Source organism: Chitinophaga sp. 9-1-y (genome assembly GCF_059511905.2).
Window position 1 is genome coordinate 4,961,342 of the sequence record NZ_CM197955.1, and the last position, 18,031, is coordinate 4,979,372.

The 18,031-nt window shown below is 40.5% G+C and carries 18 protein-coding genes; 5 read left to right on the forward strand and 13 right to left on the reverse strand.

Annotation, left to right across the window (positions count from 1 at the left end; genetic code table 11):
• Positions 1-5 precede the first annotated feature (5 nt).
• The 5 genes from AC5ZC7_RS19440 to AC5ZC7_RS19460 all read right to left on the reverse strand — a co-directional run bounded on the left by AC5ZC7_RS19440 (position 6) and on the right by AC5ZC7_RS19460 (position 7,418).
• A complete protein-coding gene (locus AC5ZC7_RS19440; protein ID WP_496157235.1) occupies positions 6-1,478 on the reverse strand; it encodes a hypothetical protein in 1,473 nt (490 codons plus the stop codon).
• A 65-nt stretch (positions 1,479-1,543) separates the two neighbouring features.
• Positions 1,544-4,903, reverse strand: coding sequence for an RHS repeat domain-containing protein (locus tag AC5ZC7_RS19445; RefSeq protein ID WP_496157234.1), 3,360 nt, complete (start codon positions 4,901-4,903; stop codon positions 1,544-1,546).
• Between the two features lie 77 nt (positions 4,904-4,980).
• Positions 4,981-5,976 carry a hypothetical protein gene (locus AC5ZC7_RS19450; RefSeq protein WP_496157233.1) on the reverse strand — a complete coding sequence of 332 codons (996 nt, stop codon included), beginning with the start codon at positions 5,974-5,976 and terminating at the stop codon, positions 4,981-4,983.
• Positions 5,977-6,660: 684 nt separating this feature from the next.
• A complete protein-coding gene (locus AC5ZC7_RS19455) occupies positions 6,661-6,786 on the reverse strand; it encodes a hypothetical protein (RefSeq protein ID WP_496157232.1) in 126 nt (41 codons plus the stop codon).
• Positions 6,787-6,920: 134 nt separating this feature from the next.
• On the reverse strand, positions 6,921-7,418 hold the full coding sequence (locus AC5ZC7_RS19460) for a hypothetical protein (RefSeq protein ID WP_496157231.1): 498 nt from the start codon (positions 7,416-7,418) through the stop codon (positions 6,921-6,923).
• 402 nt (positions 7,419-7,820) lie between these two features.
• Here AC5ZC7_RS19460 and AC5ZC7_RS19465 point away from each other — a divergent pair, with 402 nt between their 5' ends.
• Positions 7,821-8,054 (forward strand): helix-turn-helix domain-containing protein, encoded by a 234-nt coding sequence (locus AC5ZC7_RS19465; RefSeq protein WP_496157230.1) that lies wholly within the window; start codon positions 7,821-7,823, stop codon positions 8,052-8,054.
• 14 nt (positions 8,055-8,068) lie between these two features.
• On the opposite strand, the gene AC5ZC7_RS19470 is transcribed toward AC5ZC7_RS19465, so the two are convergent.
• The gene (locus AC5ZC7_RS19470; RefSeq protein ID WP_496157229.1) at positions 8,069-8,404 is read right to left on the reverse strand and encodes a helix-turn-helix domain-containing protein; all 336 of its coding nucleotides are present in this window, start codon (positions 8,402-8,404) and stop codon (positions 8,069-8,071) included.
• A 497-nt stretch (positions 8,405-8,901) separates the two neighbouring features.
• Here AC5ZC7_RS19470 and AC5ZC7_RS19475 point away from each other — a divergent pair, with 497 nt between their 5' ends.
• Positions 8,902-9,471 (forward strand): SMI1/KNR4 family protein, encoded by a 570-nt coding sequence (locus AC5ZC7_RS19475; RefSeq protein WP_496157228.1) that lies wholly within the window; start codon positions 8,902-8,904, stop codon positions 9,469-9,471.
• Positions 9,472-9,631: 160 nt separating this feature from the next.
• Here the strand turns inward: AC5ZC7_RS19475 and AC5ZC7_RS19480 are convergent, their stop codons facing one another.
• Entirely contained in the window at positions 9,632-10,867 is a 1,236-nt protein-coding gene (locus AC5ZC7_RS19480; protein WP_496157227.1) for a tyrosine-type recombinase/integrase, read from the reverse strand.
• 426 nt (positions 10,868-11,293) lie between these two features.
• Between AC5ZC7_RS19480 and AC5ZC7_RS19485 the strand changes: the two genes are divergently transcribed.
• Positions 11,294-12,652 (forward strand): phage integrase SAM-like domain-containing protein, encoded by a 1,359-nt coding sequence (locus AC5ZC7_RS19485; protein ID WP_496157226.1) that lies wholly within the window; start codon positions 11,294-11,296, stop codon positions 12,650-12,652.
• Between the two features lie 360 nt (positions 12,653-13,012).
• Here AC5ZC7_RS19485 and AC5ZC7_RS19490 read toward each other — a convergent pair whose 3' ends face one another.
• Positions 13,013-13,495: a hypothetical protein gene (locus tag AC5ZC7_RS19490; RefSeq protein WP_496157225.1), complete on the reverse strand. Its 483-nt coding sequence runs from the start codon at positions 13,493-13,495 to the stop codon at positions 13,013-13,015.
• A gap of 44 nt (positions 13,496-13,539) precedes the next feature.
• Positions 13,540-14,034, reverse strand: coding sequence for a hypothetical protein (locus AC5ZC7_RS19495; RefSeq protein WP_496157224.1), 495 nt, complete (start codon positions 14,032-14,034; stop codon positions 13,540-13,542).
• Positions 14,035-14,526: 492 nt separating this feature from the next.
• Between AC5ZC7_RS19495 and AC5ZC7_RS19500 the strand changes: the two genes are divergently transcribed.
• A complete protein-coding gene (locus tag AC5ZC7_RS19500; RefSeq protein WP_496157223.1) occupies positions 14,527-14,757 on the forward strand; it encodes a helix-turn-helix domain-containing protein in 231 nt (76 codons plus the stop codon).
• A 142-nt stretch (positions 14,758-14,899) separates the two neighbouring features.
• Here AC5ZC7_RS19500 and AC5ZC7_RS19505 read toward each other — a convergent pair whose 3' ends face one another.
• The 3 genes from AC5ZC7_RS19505 to AC5ZC7_RS19515 form a co-directional block, all read right to left on the reverse strand.
• Positions 14,900-15,670 (reverse strand): relaxase/mobilization nuclease domain-containing protein, encoded by a 771-nt coding sequence (locus AC5ZC7_RS19505; RefSeq protein WP_496157222.1) that lies wholly within the window; start codon positions 15,668-15,670, stop codon positions 14,900-14,902.
• A complete protein-coding gene (locus AC5ZC7_RS19510; protein WP_496157221.1) occupies positions 15,660-16,022 on the reverse strand; it encodes a plasmid mobilization protein in 363 nt (120 codons plus the stop codon). The genes AC5ZC7_RS19505 and AC5ZC7_RS19510 overlap by 11 nt, the downstream gene beginning before the upstream one ends.
• Positions 16,023-16,312: 290 nt before the next feature.
• Positions 16,313-16,651 carry a helix-turn-helix domain-containing protein gene (locus tag AC5ZC7_RS19515; protein WP_496157220.1) on the reverse strand — a complete coding sequence of 113 codons (339 nt, stop codon included), beginning with the start codon at positions 16,649-16,651 and terminating at the stop codon, positions 16,313-16,315.
• Positions 16,652-16,801: 150 nt separating this feature from the next.
• On the opposite strand from AC5ZC7_RS19515, the gene AC5ZC7_RS19520 reads away from it, so the two are divergent.
• On the forward strand, positions 16,802-17,143 hold the full coding sequence (locus AC5ZC7_RS19520) for a DUF3892 domain-containing protein (protein ID WP_496157219.1): 342 nt from the start codon (positions 16,802-16,804) through the stop codon (positions 17,141-17,143).
• Positions 17,144-17,208: 65 nt separating this feature from the next.
• Here the strand turns inward: AC5ZC7_RS19520 and AC5ZC7_RS19525 are convergent, their stop codons facing one another.
• Positions 17,209-17,913, reverse strand: coding sequence for a hypothetical protein (locus tag AC5ZC7_RS19525; RefSeq protein WP_496157218.1), 705 nt, complete (start codon positions 17,911-17,913; stop codon positions 17,209-17,211).
• Positions 17,914-18,031: the final 118 nt, after the last annotated feature.

Here is an 18,031-nt window from a genome sequence, read left to right on the forward strand (position 1 = left end):
TTATTTTAAAAATTATATCCCATCCTCAGCTTTACCGGATCTGTCCTGGGTACATGCTGATTATATAAAAAATCGAATAATAAAATGATGTTTCCTTTTAGTTTACTGTTGATCTTATACTTCTTACTTATTCCTATCAGCCCACTCTGCGTCCACTTTTGCCCAACTCCTTCTAGCACGCCTGCATATTCCGGTTGATAATTCTCCTCATAACCACCGTTCAGGAAAAACGTCCCTTTTAATTTCCAATCGATAAAAGAACGAATGCCCATGCCTTGACTGGAAAACCGGATATTATCAAAGCCAGTACCCATTCCAAGCTTATAAGCAAGCCCGAGACCCACACTCCCATTCTTGTGGAATTTATAAGCCGCTTGTCCCGCCAGATCTCCGGTAGTAGGAAAGAATTTATTGCTTCGCTGAAACTGGATATTACTTCCGAATTCCAGCCGCTGCAAAAAACTTTTGGTCTTCATTTCTTTCGGTTTGAAATCCGGCATCTCAGCTGCGTTATCCAGATCGGGAAATTTACTTTTGAGTTCATCAAACTTACTTCGCGCTTCCGCCATCTGCGCACTTACAGCAGCGCTGGCATTGGGACCACTACCAATGCGTTGTTGAATCATCTGTTCTACCTGGCTGCGGGTTTGTAATCCCTCCAAACTTTGCGCGGAAGCGGTGGCGCCCTGGATATTAAAAAGACTGGCTAGTTGAGAATGCTTTTGCATGAAGTCATTATAGGCTGGCAGTTTTTTAATCACTTCCATCGCCTTTTGTTCCGCCTTCCTTTTATCCTTGAAAACCTCCTTATATTCTTTCAGCTGCTGGGCGTAATAGTAGGCCTCCTTATTCATCTTCTCCAGATCTTTTGTACAACCAGTATACTGGCTCAATTGCTCTTTCAGCAACTGCTTACGTTCCCGGATATAGGCTTTGATCTGCTCTGCCTGCACGAGTTTATCTTTGAGGTTATCTACCGACTTTAAAGAGCCATTGAGTTTATCCGTGATTCCTTTTGACTGCGCCAGCAAGCCTTTGGACTCCTTTAGAAATGCAAGGGAATTGCCAAGACTATCTAGGTATTGCCCGCCTCCTACTTGCGATAGTGCGCTGGAATACTTACCTATCTTACCTTTCATACGCGATTTCAGGCTACCTAACGAATCAATGGAATGCACGAAGAGATTATTTGCCTTCACGGAATCCAATTTTCCCAAACGACGCTTTAACCGCTTTTCCTGCCTTATAAACCGGCTCAAGGCCTGTTCACTGCGACTAGACACCTGTCGTTGCATTTTATCAGACTTCTGTTTTACCTGCGAAAGATACTTTCCCGGTATAGAGGTAGAGGGCGCCCCATTTGTTAGGCGCATCGCTATATTGCCCGCAGATACTCCCCCTGCGGAGTCAAAACGGATTTGCCCATAGACATCCTGCCATATAATTACGCTAAAAAGAATCATCAAAAATGATTTCATAAATTAACCATTAAAGGCGCTTCACCTATTCTTTTCATTGAGCTTGATTTTCAGGCGGTTTACAACTATTGGGTAATGGGCTGCTGATACTGGTAATTAAACTGCTTCAAAATTTTCCCATCCTTATCTTTCACCAGTTTTAACCGGCCAAAGCTGTCATACTCATAAAACGTTGTTTTACCAGTGGGATCTGTTTCTGATGTGACACCCACTAAATGACTGTAGGTATAGGAAGTGACTAATGCACCCGGCAAACCTGTTCTTACTTTATTTATTTCATCCCTTACGATCTGATCGGATGCAGCTAAATCAAGCACATTCTGGGTTATATATTGTTTAGCCGTGTTATAATCTGCCCCGACAATCTTTGCCACTGGATACTGGGAATTATATCCCCATAAAAACGTTTCCGTTGGGCCTGATTTAACAGTCCTATCTAGTATATTTCCTTTGCTATCATAGGTGTTAAAAACAGCTTTTCTTAAATAACGACTGTCCGAAAGCATAGTAGTTGTGTTAAACGGCGCTGGAAAAACCCCTAACGCAGCGTTAGAAAACTTGAAATTTTTCATGGCAATAGGCGCTGGGGCATCGAGCAATTTGACTTCATCGGCTAAGGTTACATTTGCTGTTTTATAGGTATAGATACTTCCTCCTGTAATAGTGGTGTCTCCGCTGCCGCTTATCTGATAACTAACCGTTTCTATAGGGCTGGAAACCACATGACGTGAAAGCATACTGTCAATAAAAGCCGTGCCTGTCGCATAATTACCAGCATAGGAATTCAAGGTCAGTAAGCGCTGGCCGCTACTTTGGGTAATTTCATTTCCAATTACATTCATAGGGCTCACCCGGCCTCCTGCGTAGGTATATTTAGTAGATACGCCAAGGGTATCGGTGCCCGAGTAATCTGTTTTAATTTCTTCAGCAAGAGTCACGAAACTGGAAAATGTATTATAAAACTTATAGGGAAAACTCACCACCATATTTGCAGCAATCGGAAGGATAGGATATATTTTCATTCCAGGCAACATATCGCGCTGGTTACGTACATACCGATATTCAGTCCTGCTTAGTTTCGCGCCAGAAGCGTTATAAGTAATAGTCTTTTCCAACTTACCTGACAATACATTATGCTCCATAGGTAAATAAGGAAAAACCACTGGCATGTCTTCTTCATTTCTATAATAATACTCAATTTTACCATTCTCTCCGTTTTCTCCCAATAGCTCAGTTACTTTATCATAGCCCACTATCCCTGCATTAGAAGACAATCCTTGAACAGCAATCGAAGAAGAGGTTCTGGTATAATAGGTATGTTTCCATTGACAATAAGGAGGACTTGACAGACCAAGATAGGTGAGATAATCGTATGTAGGCCGATTTATTAAAAGGCCCGAAGTGGTAGTATCATTGATAGCATATTGAAAATTTCGTTTTAGCACTTGCACGCCATTATCATAGTTGGTAATTGATTTAATACGCAAACCACCGCCAAATCTTTTTTTGACTGGTACCCTCGCCCTCCAGTTGGCTGCAATCTGAGTGGTAAATCCTTCATCGGAAACGACATCTATTGTATAATGCCCCGGACCAAGTATTACTGAATATGACTGAGGGTGAGAATAATTACCTGGCATATCGTTATTCTCTTCCCAGAAATTATATAATAAAATACCATTCTTATACACATGTGCGTAGTCGCGGATATAGCTAGTAGGTTGGCTACTCTCGTTTTTAAATCTTGTAGTAAAAGTAGCCGGCACAGGTACCGAATCATAAATATCAAATGAGTTGGTCAAATGAGCGGTTCGGTCCTGTCCTCTTGCATACGCTTCTACCGAAAGCGGCACCCAGTCGAATGTATCATCATCATATAGGTTACGATAATCATTTATCTCATAATCAAGCACGGTTTTTGCTCCAGTCGGATAGGTAATGGAGGAAAGCATGCCACTTTTTAGCTTCACAGGATCTGTTTCCGATTTTTTATTCGCACCATCAAAAAAATAGTATTTCTCTGCACCTGGCTCATAATGAACCAGCTTTTCAGGGAGCAAACGCATATTAGTGGTTTTTCCATTATAATATCCCCAGTAATCTACTGCCTTTGAATACTTGTAGGGAATACCATCAGGCGTGTAATAGTCAAACTTAAAAGGTGCTTTGGCAACGCCATCTCCTCCCCGTTCAATTAATGAGTCTAACCTTAATCGTCGTCTATAGATGCTATCATTACTTACTGATCTAAAGTCAGATGATTGAAAATAACTGTAATAAAAAGAATACCGCTTGATCTGTTTACCCTTTACATCTTTAATAGTTATTTCAGATAACTTTGATGGCTTTATAGTTCCTGAATACAATAAATCATTTCTCTCCGTTGCGGCAAACTCAATGCTTCCCTGGCTAAAATTAATTTTACTTAACGTAACATCACTGATTTCCTGAATAGATGCGCCATATGATTTTACAACCGGAAGGGGTGTAGAAGTAGGACCTGGGTTACAGTTACCAGGATCCCCATCGTTATAGTCGGACCTAAGTTTATCACTTTGCGACTCTGACTTACTGATTAAACTAAGGCTCTGACTTTTGCTTTCATAAATAAATGTAATACTTTCTGTAGACGGCGCCACAATGGAATCTATGTACCAGGAGTTTGCCACTCTTGGCTTAATAGGTATATCAAAATACCCTAGTGGCGCATAATCACTCAGCTCTGTATCTGGAGAAGAGACGTTATAATCTGTAGACATTTCCTTGGTGCCGAAATAATATTTGTATCCCGACTCGTCCGTAACAATCCACCGGCTAGGTACTCTTATATACTCAACCTTCAGATTATTCCATTCATCATGGTATATTATTGTGCCGTCTACCTGTTTGCCAACAGTAAACTTCCCTGAGTACTTACCAAAGTTGTAATTGAAAATATCTGGATCGGTGTCAATCCCACCATTTCGTACTTCAGCAAAGTAATCCTGCTGTGGCAATGGCATGTTAATAATTTCCTTATCTCCCAGATCAAACTTATTGGGTAACGTCGCTGTATAATATCCGGTAAATCCATCGATAACAAAATCGTCAAGCCCAACTATGTTCCTGGTAATAACACCACCGGCTGCGAGCGACCAACCTAACCCTGTCCACCCGGCATTTTCACCCACCTTCACCCCCGTAGAGTGATAGCTTAAGCTAATAGGCAAAGCATGCTGATTAGTTTTTATTTCATATAGCGGAATGGAAAAATTAGTAGTCCCAGTATAAAGATTTACAGGGATATCACCATATGATCCAAGGGCTGCTGCCGTCGGGGAAGGTGGAATAACCTTCGATGCCTCGTACTGTTGCCCGTATACCTGCATTGACAATGTAATCAACAACAAGCTGCCTTTTACTAATTGCGCAAGACTTCTTTTCATATCTATGTGAAGGGGAATTAAGGGATTAATGGTATATGGTGACAAATCAGCACCCGTAAATAATGTGCTATAATTCTTTACTTTTTTGACTCAAGTGCTTCCACCCGATTTCTCAAAATATCGTTTTGTTTATTTAGCTCGATTAGATAAAGCGTCAGCTCTTCCACTTTTTGTACCAGCAGCCGGTTTACTTCTCCCAGGTCAACCCCATCTTTTACCTGGTCGGCCGTTGGCAAATCAGGAAGATGCTTGTTCTTTAGAATAAAATCTTCCAGGGCACATAACCCAGGCAAATGGTAGTCCGCATGAAATACATAGTCCGGCCAGGGATTAGCGGAGGTCACCTTTACCCGTCTTGCAGCAATAGTTCCCTCTACAGCCAGCTTACTGGTGCCGGGACTGGTAGTTCCTATCCCTACATTGCCAGCCCCATTAATCACCATGCGGACCGGAGATGAGGAGCCTGTCCTTCCTGTTTCAAAAAATATATTACTACTAGCATTAGCCGCGGAAATATGTAGATCTTTATAACTCTCAATTACGTTAGCTTTTCGGTAATTGGTAACGACATAATTAAAATTTGCCGTACCCATATACAATAGGGAGCCTGCAATCCCTTTATTTTCCATCCTGACAAAGTGGTCACTGGTGCTATCTGTAACTTCCAGAGTAAGTCTGTCCACAGGTGTAATCGTACCTATTCCAATAAATCCATTGGGCTTAAATGTCATCCATGGCGCTACGTGGCTAGTTTCATTAAGGGTATTTCCTCCCAGGTAGGCATAGTTTAAATTACTGTCAATTCCCATTACGCCAAAACTGGCTAACTTTCCCCTGCTACCATAGGAAATGCCCAATTCCCTTGCCCAGGTGCCGGCATAATTTACATCCAGATTAATACCATAAGGGTAACCAGCCGGGTTAGTAAGTTTGATGTTTCCCACATTTACATGCAGTAAGGCTGTAGGACTACTTGTACCTATCCCCACTTTTCCGGAAGATGGAAATAAATTCTGACACGGGGCTTTAAATGCAACAAGAAACAGTATTACTGCTGAAATAATATATTTCATAGTACTTGAATTAGGTACTCTTTTAGGGTAAAGAAATCTAATTACATTATTTGGAGAACATTGCAAATGATGATGTGAGATAGCTACAAAGGCCAAAGTTTAAAATTGGATGTGCTAACAGTACGACAAAATTTTCATTGGTACAGACAATTTAAAAAGGGTTAAAAAGATTTTGGGCTCGAAAATTCAATTGTTCGTAATAAATGTACAGACTATAAATCGTATTAACAAATTAACTATCAAAATAAAAATAGGCTGATTCTACGCAACCTATTTACGTAAGTAGTACAGATGTGTTAGCTGGTATATAAAACTCCGTTTATTCTGCTACATTTATGAATCTATACATATGAAACTTAATTTCTTTAAAAGATCCAGCCCTGTAGCCCTAACTTCGAGGAGCTGAAAAAGTCTCCCATACAGAATCAGTATTTTTATTGTGTTACCCAATAGTACCAATATAGTTGGCAAAAATCAATGTTGCGACGCATGCGAGTCGGCCATTTCATCTCAAACATAAATAATTTCCAATAACAAAACCTCGGTTTAGCCAGCTATGTTTTGGTAATACCAAAACCCTTAAACTTTTCATGCTCCGCATTCAACATGTGATAAGGGAAATGGCGCAAGAAGAATCAAGCGCCATTATTGTTTAGTCCTAACACATAAAAAAACTCGACGGTTCTAATCCTCCTCCCCGAAAATGGAGGTAGATAATCCATTCGTTACTTCCTCAGCAATCTCACGTATCTTTTCCTTCTCTGCCCTACTTAATGCCTGCACCAGCTTTCCTTCAACTCGTTTATCCATTCCCCTCATTTTTCTATAGAAAGTCGGAGTACTATAATTACATTCTTCACAAACACGCTCTCTAAAAAGTACCGGCAGTTTGGAAAATGTAGTATGTAATTCAAGTAAAATGTTTACTGGTTGGGATTTAATGCTCATAAAATGACGTTTGAAAAGTTAGCGTTATTCAATTTTATACCGTTGATTCGTTCCTCTATACCTAATGAATGGAGCGTAAGGAAAAAAGTTCTGAAATAGCTACCGGTAATAGCTGCCACCGTTCCATCCATACCGGTATCCCCATCGACCAGGATGGCGATGTATTGATCCAATGCAGCTTCTAAATCATGTAATTCAATACCCGATTGGAAACTCGATAACTCGTACAGATCGCCTTCCAGTTCAGTGATCAATGCTGGTGTTAAGTCCCCCACCCCATTTCTTCGCAGCGCATCACGGATATTAAAAGCTGCGATGGTATTGGTTCTAAACAAAGCGCAAAACGTCATAAAATCAGCCCGCTGGCTCCCTGTCCAACGGTCAGCCGCATGACTGCTAATGACGTTAGATAGCTCATACTCGAAAAGCCCAATAAAACCATCCGAAGTGCCAAACGCCATAATTTGGTCTAAAATGTCTAGTAGATTTTCCATAACTGAATATTTAAAGTGAATAAAAACAGTTCTGAACGGGCAATACAATCCCCTTCCAGCCGATTAGAGCTGAAAAAAACCTTTTATCAGGTATATGTTTTATGAAAAGCGGGCGCGAAGATTAGGCACAAAAAAAGCGCGGTACCCACCCTTCGCTTTTGAGGCCCTGAGAAGCCCATGCCACGAAAAAGTGGGCCCGCGCACAAACGCGAGCCATCCACTTCATCGTCTCGTGGCATTGAAGATTCTCAGGTTTCAAAAGCGAGACTTAAAAAGCGAATTGCTTACAATATCTTGTATTGAAGAATCGCAAAAGTATATTCTAAATGCTAAAATAATAAATAAATTCAATTTTGTCAAATTTGACAATTTTATTTTTGACCGGTTACGGACCTTGAGCAGGTGAAAACTAAGAATCAAGCATATATAACGGCTTTCGGTCAAAACTTTAAAAAACTTCTGGAGTCTAAGAAAAAGACCCCAGAAGAGGTTGCTGCCCATGGCAATATTGAAACCAAACAGGTTTACCGCGTAATTAATGGGGAACATGCAGCTACGCTATCGGTAATTTATGCCCTGGCAAAAGGGCTTGATGTGCATCCTAAGGAGCTATTCGATTTTGGCTTCGCGGGATAACATACTTTACAGATCTACTTCTCGGTGTTACTTTCCTGCTGAAATAGTTTCCAGACTTCATCTCTCAAAAAGAAAACACGCGATCTAATCTTATAGCGCCTTAACTTACCGATCTTTATCCATTCATACACCGTTTGGCGGGTTATCTGAAACAAGTCGCATACTTCCGAGATCTTATAGACAGGCTTGTGGAGCAAACTGCCTGCTTCATTAACAATCTTCATAGGACCGTTCTTTCCTGCAAATAATTCTTCCCGAATTATTGCTCTTACTTGTTGCCAAAATTGGTCAGAGCCGAAAGGGAACGACAAAGAGGGGATAGCGTTTTCATTGCTCGCATTTTCATTCATACACTTGCTTTTTAAATTATTATAAATGGTTAACAGTTCAAAAATAATTAAGCGCTTAATAATAACCTTGACCTAGACGAATTTTGCCATAGGTTAAACCGCTTCCCGACTTAGGAGGAGAAGCTTCAAAAATCCCGGTTGTGATACAACCGTACATCTTGCGGGTTCCAGCGAAGCAGGGAACTATCTATCCAAAACTAATTCAATATTGAGCAATAACCTTAACCCCTAAAAATTTTAAAGAGGTAAAACCAGCGACCGACTTCGGAGGGGAAGCGCCAAAAACGCAGGTTGTGATACAACCTGTACTCTTGCAAATTTCTGTGAAGCTGGAAATTGCTTACTCCATAACTAGCTTTACAATAGTAATCACATCCGAACTTAAGTTTACCCAATAGACATTTGTGTTTACATCCAAATAATACATTAGATTTATTGGGCAACTAAAAAGTTTACTGAAATCTACTGCACGAATTTCAAACAATTAAAAGGCAACTATGAATCATGATCATGTTATTAAAAAAGTAATAGATACCTACCTACAGAAATGGATAGATGCTGATATCAACAAAATCCCGGGTGCAATAGAAATTGAAATGGGTGATCCAAACCAAGATCCCAAAGAAGAATACCGGACATGGTTTCCTATCGACAGCAAAGTCACCGATCCAGAAATTGAAAATTTTGAAACACAGTTGGGGCATAAGTTACCGGCAGATTACAAAACGTTTCTAAAACATAAACACTTCTATGATCTAGACATTTCACAAGCCAGTTTTTGCAGACACCCTATACATAGATGGCAAGAGCAGCACAAAAAAATGATTTTTAAAGGATGGCCACTTGAGTACATGTTTAATAAGGGATATATTCATTTTGCAGACTGGAGTGATTGGGGTGCACTTTGCTTTGATACAAATAGGGAATCTTCCAATAATGACTATCCTATTGTTTTATGGGATCATGACGATCCTTTGGCGATACAAGATATCTCTCAAAGTTTCTTCGATCTAATTGTAAAGCTTGATAAAGAAGGCGAAGAAATGACTAATTACAGTGAAGAATAAAGCTGGCACTTGTTATTTCCCAATATGCCCAAGAAGGAAAATAAATACACTACAAAGCACAAGCGCCTTATAAACAAATGTTTTCCATGAAGCCCGGTAGTGATCTACCGTTGAAAAAACATTTGTTTATAAGGCGCAAGCCCGCGGCAGCGATACCTGGTTAAACGGTCACCCGCAACTTCGGTTTATCAACTGCTAGGCGCTCACGCAATGCCCTCATGTTGTTGCTAACCTTCTGCTGCGTGATCTTCGCATAAATCTGCGTAGTCCGGATACATTTATGCCCTAACATCTGGCTCACCGTTTCAATCGGCACATCATTTTCCAGCGTCACCGTAGTAGCAAAGGTATGTCGCGCGGTATGTGTCGTTAAATGCTTTTTAATATCGCATAGCGTGGCTATTTCTTGTAGATAGGCATTATACCGCTGGTTGCTATTAACCGGCAATAGACGGCGGTATAACAGGCAATACGGGGATTCTTTGTACCGGTTAACTATCTCCAATGGAATAGGCAGCAGCGGTACCCGTTCCGCTGTTTGGGTTTTCTCCCTATCCTTCACAATCCATTTTTCACCATCGATGCCAATCACAAGGTTATCTGGTGTAAGATGCAGTACATCTGTGTAGGCATAACCGGTAAAGCAGCAGAATAGATAAATATCACGCACCTCTGCTAATCGTGGAATCAGTTGCTTGTTATACAGGGCCATAATTTCATCCATGGTAAGCCGCTCCCGCTGCGGATCTTCATAGGTACATTTGAATCCTGCCAAAGGACTAACGACTAACCAACCCTGATCTACCGCCAATTTGAGCATCTGTTTTAAAATCTTCACATACTTCATTGCAGTGTTAGCTCCTATCCCCTGCACGGTAGTAAGAAAGTGTTCAAAATCCGGGGCAAAAGAAAAACGAATTTCGGATAGCGATCTATCTGAAACATGATACTGGGCTTTCAGGAAGGCGATCACCTTTTCTTTAGTGATCTCAAAGCGCTTCAGCGTTCGCCCGGACTTCTTCCCGGCCTTAACTTTCTCTCCAAACCGGCGGTTATGGAAGTCTATCACTTCACATAAAGTCCGGGAGTGTTCCGCGATTCCGGCGAAAGAATTTTTAACAGCAGCCGCGGTTACCGGTTTGCCGGATGCAACTAATAGGCTGTAATGCTTGTGTAGATTGGCTTTCAGGGTGAGTAGCTGTCGGTTGATCGCCTGTGCTTCTTCAGAATTTCCTTTAACACATTGGGCGGAGGCATTCCATAATGCCGGGGTTACATACTGATACGTGGAAAGCTCTGCACGTTTGCCGCCTACGCTGACGCGAAGATAGATAGCGGGCTTATTGTTTTTTGTACGGCTCTTATTGAGCCAGAAAAGAACAGAAAAGCTGGTCATACACCATTTGTTTTTAGTTTACCAAAATTGTTTCAATTGCACTTATCCTGACATCACTTAACATTGGTCAAACGCAATACAGTATAGCATTTAAGGCCAGTGACGGTTAGCACAATTTAATCATTCTGTTGCTAACCTCAACGCTCACTTTTCTATCGTTACTTATCTTTTCACACAATTACCACCAAAAACGAAAAAACCTTGTAGAATCAGCTTCTACAAGGTTTTAATTACGTAAGAGTATTTCTTTTTACTCTCTTTCGTGATCCCCTTGGGATTTCCGATCTATTTCCTAGTCTTACCGCAGATTACCTAAACACGTTCTAAAACGTTGATTTTAAGCATTCTGCAACAGCAAATCGCTTTTCTACTTCTTAACTTTATTAAGGTTGGCCCCACTTTAATAGACTAAAAAATAGACTAGTTATGCTGTTACCTCTTAAATTAGTATGCAAAAGTAGCAAGATTAGGCGCGATGGTACAAGCCTTATTTTTATCCAGTATTGTTACAACTCCGACAAAAGAACATTGTTAAACACCGAAATTGCTATCCCTCCCGCCTATTGGAAAAGATCCCGGATAGCGGCAACCCTGCCAGAAGCATTTGGAGATTCCGAAGCACTCAACAAAAGGCTTAAAGCCATGTTGCGTGTAGTCGAGGATGTTATCTCCCATGCGGTTCAAAAGAAAATAATAGATGTATTAGCCTTCGTCAAAAGTACCTTCAAACCTGATTTAAACCCCGAAACCCTTTCCCCAATGGCGGAACAGGTTGCAGACAGGCAGCCAGAAACAAACCTGGACTTTTACTTTCAGATAGATGATTACATAAAATGCAAGACCAATAAGGTTACGCCTGGCATGTTGCGGGTTTATAAAAACATGAAAGACCACCTACTGGCATATCAAGACTATCGTAAGGCCATTATTACCTTTAACTGCCTTGACTTTAATTTCTATGAGGGGCTGGTCGATTTCCTGACATTTGAATATATCCAGCGTAGGCGCAAGACCGTTACAAAGGGCCTCAAAACAGCCACAGTAGGCAAAACGATTAAACAGCTCCGTATATTCGTCCGGGATAGGGTACGCCGTAAAATCATCCCTCCTATTGACTTATCGGATTTTAAAATACTGAATGAAGATTCGGACGCTATATACCTTTCATGGAAGGAGATAAACCAGATATATAATACCGACCTATCGGATTTTCCCTCCCTCCTTCCCTATCGTGATTTATTTATCTTGGGGTGTCTTACCGGACTTCGGTTTTCAGACTTTTCCAATATCAAGCCAGAAGATATACGGGAAGGGATGCTTCGGAAAAAGCAGGAAAAATCGGACCACTGGGTAGTAATTCCTTTAATGGACGCGGCCAATGAGATCCTTATAAATCGCTTCCAAAAGGTAATTCCTATCGTAAACAACCCGGATTTCAATGTAAATATTAAAGAAATTGGCCGACTGGCAGGCATTTGCGAAACCGTTAAGTTCTCCTATAAAAGAGGGAATCAGGATATTGAGGTTATAAAGCCCAAATACGGATGGATAACTTCCCATACCTGCCGCCGTTCTTTCTGTACCAATGAATTCCTCGCTGGCACACCAGTAGAGTTGATCATGAGAATCAGCGGCCATAAAAGCCTCCAAGACTTCTACAAGTATATCCGCATTAGTCCAGAAGAAGCTGGTAGGAAAATAAAAGAAATATGGGCCGCCAGAAATAATACAGATATAGTTATGCTAAACCAAGAAAACTATTCAGGCCATGCTAAAACGGCCTGAATAGGGCTTCAGACCAATACTATATAAAGCAAAACGGCGCAAGAGTAATCGAGCGCCGTTGTTATTAAATACCTTTCCAGATGTTTACTTATTGTCTTTCTCGAAAACAGAAGCACATAACTTGTTAGTTACTTCTTCCGCAATCTCGCGGACCTTTTGCTTTTCAGCATTACTTAATGCTATTATCAGCTTACCTTCTACATATTTATCAATACCCCTCATCTTTCTGTAAAAGGTTGGAGTACTATAATTACATTCCTCGCAAACCCGTTCCCTGAAAAGCGCCGGTAGCTTGCAAAATTCCGCGTGTAGCGTAAATAGTATGTTTGCATTGCGTTTATTGGTACTCATCATGTGCGTTTAAAGAGTTATTGAATTTTTTACCAGTTGAATACGTTCCGACATTTTTAAAGAATGTACAGACAGAAAGAACATCTTAAGGTAACTGGCCACCAGCTCAATTGTAACGGTTTCCCAATAATCCGTATCGGCATTTATGAGGCAATTTACGCACTCATCAAGCATTTCATTTAGATCATTCAGATCTAAAACAGTGGAAAATTCGTCCAACCATGTTAGATGTTCATTGAGTAGGCTTATCAACGAACTGGTTAGTTCTATTTCGTTATTTCGGATAAGAGCGTCCCTCGTAACAAAAACAGCCCTGACACCCTCTATAAGGAAACTTGAAGTACATATAAACTGGCTGCGTTTAGCAGCATCCCATTTATCTACCTCTTTGCAATACATCACCTCGCCTAGGTAACGCCAGCAAAACCTGACAAAACAATGCTCTGAGGTATAAGCGGTAATTCTGTTTAAAGTGGCTAATAGATCTTCCATAACATTACCTTTTACCCGTTAACACGTTCAGACCTTCCAAGCTCTTATATGGTAGGCTTAATGATGATAATAGACCTATTTCTCTTTGCTCGTTCTTCAATATTTAAAGAATGGACCTTCTGGAAGAAAAATTTGAACTGGTTAGCCGCAAAATCGGCTACTTCCTCATCTACCATCTGCGGCTCTATATTTAAGAGTATCTCGGCATACTCATCAATTGTTCTTTCAAGGTCATCTGCTTCTATGGATGATGCAAATTCCTCTAACCAATCTAAAGACTCCGCCAGCTCGGCAACTAACTTACTATTGAGGTCTCTAACATTCTCCCGGATCAAAGCCTCTTTAACAATAAACACAGCCTCCCCGCATCTAACAAAATACTGAGTGAATAGCATAAAGTCATCCCGTTGTCTGGACGTCCATTTATCGGCGTCCTTACTGGCTATAACCCGACTTAACGAATACCAACAGACGTTTACAAAACTAGTCTTACTAGTAAAGGGGGTAATGTCGCACAGGTTACTTAATAAACTTTCCATAACTTTTTAATTTAAAGAATGATTAAAAGGGCTACAGGTCTGATTATGCCAAACAGTTCTCCCTACCGATCCATAAGGACCGGTTAGCTAAACCTTATCATTAAAATCTGAGAAACAGCCTAAGCCTGCGGGGAGGATAAAAGAAAAAGGCGCAGGTACCAACTTTCTCCGCTATAGAGGCCGTAGGAAGCCTGAACACAGATAAGTTGGCCCACGCCTTTATAGCATGAGCCATTCACCTATCACCCTGTGTTCTGAAATTTCCTACGTTTCTATAGCAAGGCAAAAGCGAATTGCTTCAAATTATTTTATTGAAGAATCGCGAAAATATTGATTTTACTTTAGAAGTAAAACCAGTTCTATCAATATTTATTCATAGTGTGCTTTTTAAAATTCAGATTGTCGGTTTATAATTGATAAAACGAAAATAGTTAAAATAATGACATATTCGTCATTACTCAGAAAAATATTTAGCCCCATCTTGTATGTAAGATGGCGAAGCAAATAAGAAATAATAAGCTGTTAAAGGGAATAGCCGCGGTTCTTAAAGAATTACGTGAGGCTAAAGACGTTAGTCAGGAAGAAGTTTATAATGATACGAATATACACGTTGGTCGAATAGAAACGGCCAAAGCTAATCCTACTGTCAGCACACTTTCTGCTCTCTGCAAATATTTTGGTATTACTCTTTCTGACTTTCATAAAAGGGTTGAAGAATTATAACTTAACGCAATAACTCTCCTTATTAAGAGCATACTGCGCGTTGTCCAGGATGATTTTTTCGAACATGCCCGGTAGCGAAAAAGCGTTGCAAAAATTATCCTGGACAAGGCGCAAGCCCGCGGCAGCGATTTACTTTTTAGCGTCATATTCCCCTTCTAAGCTTTCTTTTTTGCGTCTGTTTCTGGTTATTTTCCTGGATTATTTTTTGTAATCCTGTAATGGAAAACTTACGGTCTATCTTACTTCCTTTAAAGCAATAAAGCCCCTTTTTAAAACTGATTCCCTGCAATTCTCTGGTACCTGATTTATACTTATACTGTATATCTATTCCCGATTTAAGCAGGCTATCTATTAACCCCGAAAGACTTCTAGCTAGTGGTAATTTCTTTTGAATAGCGTCGTAAATTTCATAACGAATGGCTTCTTCTGTGTTCAAAGATTCGACATTTGTCAAAGACAAATTTTTCTTTTCAGCCGGGACTAATTGATATTTCATAGTTAGTTCCTGTGCTGCTTTCTTGCCTCTTAAGCCGATCCAACTGTCACGAATTGCCTTTCTTTTATTTCCTACAAAGTTGGCTATAATATGCAGGTGCAAGTGTTTTTTGTCGATGTGTTTGGCTATTGCAAACTGCGTATCAGACATACCAATCTTCTCCAGATACTCCCGCGCTATTGTTTCCAGTGCGTCATCCGACAAAGATTCTCCTGGATAAAAGCTAAGAATACCATGAAAAACGGCCTTCTTTTTACCCGGTAAATCCTTTCTTTGGGCCTCAAAATCATGGGCCATCAGGCGGTAATCATAGTCCCTTACTCCTTCTGCGGCTAATACTATGGCCCGGTTTTCATCTTCACATATATACCGACAGCAGCCATAAAAACTACTGCCGGTAATTACCTTACTTATCATTTGTCAACCGGTTTATTAGTTCATCAAGCTGCATTCTATACTGTTCAAAGTATAACAAAGCGGCCGCCAGGCCATGCTGGTGAGCTGCTTTTGCCAGTTGATTAATGTTAGAGGCCATGCCTATTAACTGCTTTAGCATGTGCTTTTCATCTACAGTCAAACGAATTTTAACCTGCCCGTTAAGGGCAATTTGCCGGAAGAATACAGTGAGGGAAAAGCCGCTATCGCGGGCTTTTCCCTTCACTGTATAATACTCTGCTGCCGTAAATCTGACGCTAAATTGCTTCTCTCTTCGAACGGCTTTAGCCGGTCGGCCTCCTTTACCTTTTGGTCTTTGCTCTGTTCTCTCCATACGATCTCCGATTTAATCTCCGCTGCATTTCCCCTTTGCGACCAACGGGAGTGAAGGGGCGAGCGGTTTTTGCGAAGCAAAAACACCGCTCGCTAACGGAGCGAAGCCCGTTCCGAATCCGCGAACGGGATGCCGAAGGCGCCCGTTCACTCTTCGCGGGTAAGGGGCCTGCGTGGAGCAGCCCCTACCCGATCTTCCCGAACTGGAGGCAACGCCGCCGGTTCAATCTCCCTGAACAGATAGCAAAGCTGTCTATTCGATCTTCACAAATGGCCAGCGAAGCTGAACATTTAATCTTTACTGTCTTGTTTAGGTTGTAATAATTGCTGAATGTCATTCCAGAGAAAGAAAAGACGAGATTCAATTTTGTAGGGTTTTAGCCTTCCGCGCTCAATCCACTTGTAAATAGTAGGCTTAGTAACCTGAAATAGCTTACAGACTTCTACGAGCTTAAAAAGGGGCTTATAAGTCAATCCTGGAGTTTCATAGACTGGTTGAGTGGATCTACTACTTTCCAGATTGGTAACTTCCTCCCGGATAATAAGTCTTACCTGTTGCCAAAACTGGTTGGGGTCAAAGGGAAACAACATCGGGGTTACAGTTTTCTCAATTTGCACATTTTCTTTCATACACTTACTGTTTTAGCCGGCAAACATACGTTTGGGGGCAAGCTAAAAAAAACTAAGTATACTTATACTAGACCGAAATAGCTTTCATCTCACTTTTCTGTGAAATTATTAAATGATTCTGCATAACAAATAGTTAACAAAATATTTAATATGTTATACGGATTATTGAAACATTATTTAATACAACTAATCAAAATTATGTCCATTAAAATTACTTGCATTAAAAAAGCTGGGGGAAATCATGAGAATCCATATGTTGCAATCACTTCTCTTACTTGGCTTAACGAGGCCACTGGTGGCACTGGTACTACAACAAGAAACGATATGCATGACTGGATTACTCAGGGTGGATATGCTTATGTACAAGACCTATTCGGTAACAAAGCCAAGTTAATAGCAGAAACTAGTCCGTGGGGAACAAAATACGTAAAAACGGTACGAGATAATGTCCAGTCGGATAACTTGCTTAAACTTCCAGAGTGCAGAAATTAAGATGTGGTCTACTATTCTATCACGGTGAAAGCGAGCCGGTGCAAATTGTAAAGGATATACGCCTTTTACAACTTTTGTTCTAACCGATCTAATATTTTAAATGCACGAGGATGATTCAACTTTGTAAAATAGGAGCGCGCAGCAATGATGGCTTTACTAATTTCCGCGCGCTCCTTTGGTGTGAGTTTGGAAGGCTGATAAATCCGGCGAAGATTCTCTTTAATACTACCAGTGTCCAAACCCGTTAAGGTATTCAATGCCTGTGCGGACTTATCATCACAAGCAATTCTTGTGACACCAGCCATTTCCATCAATACGGAATGAATTATGGTTAATGTTGGTATTTTAGCTTGTGTCTTAGAGCTTTTAGTCTGTGGTACTGCTAAATGCTCCATTTTAAAATTAGCAACCAATGTTTCCAACTGTGGAATAAATGCTGATGAAAAAAGAGGTAAATAGATAAAAAGGTAGACTACCCCAAAACTTATGGCCCCCATCACGCACAGTACAGATAAGTAAAGTAAATTAAAGTATGGGCTAAATGGCAAGATCATAAAAACTGCAGTGCAGAACAATAGTAGGAAGTGATAAAGCACATGTCTATACCAATAAAGGGCGATGAGCTTTCTTCGTGTACCTTCAATATTCCAATGGGGAATAGCTGATACTTGTTCTTTGTGAATTGTATACAGTAGTAACCGATTATAGCCTATATTACCGGGGAGATCAAAAGTGGCAAAGGATGTCAAACGCTTCAAAATCTTTCTCATCTTATCCTATTTTAAAAAAAAAATAAATATTAATTTACGATTAATTTATGAGATAGGTATAATTTATCTTCAAAAAATACGGACCCTTATAAAACTATCTAGTAAAACACATAATAAT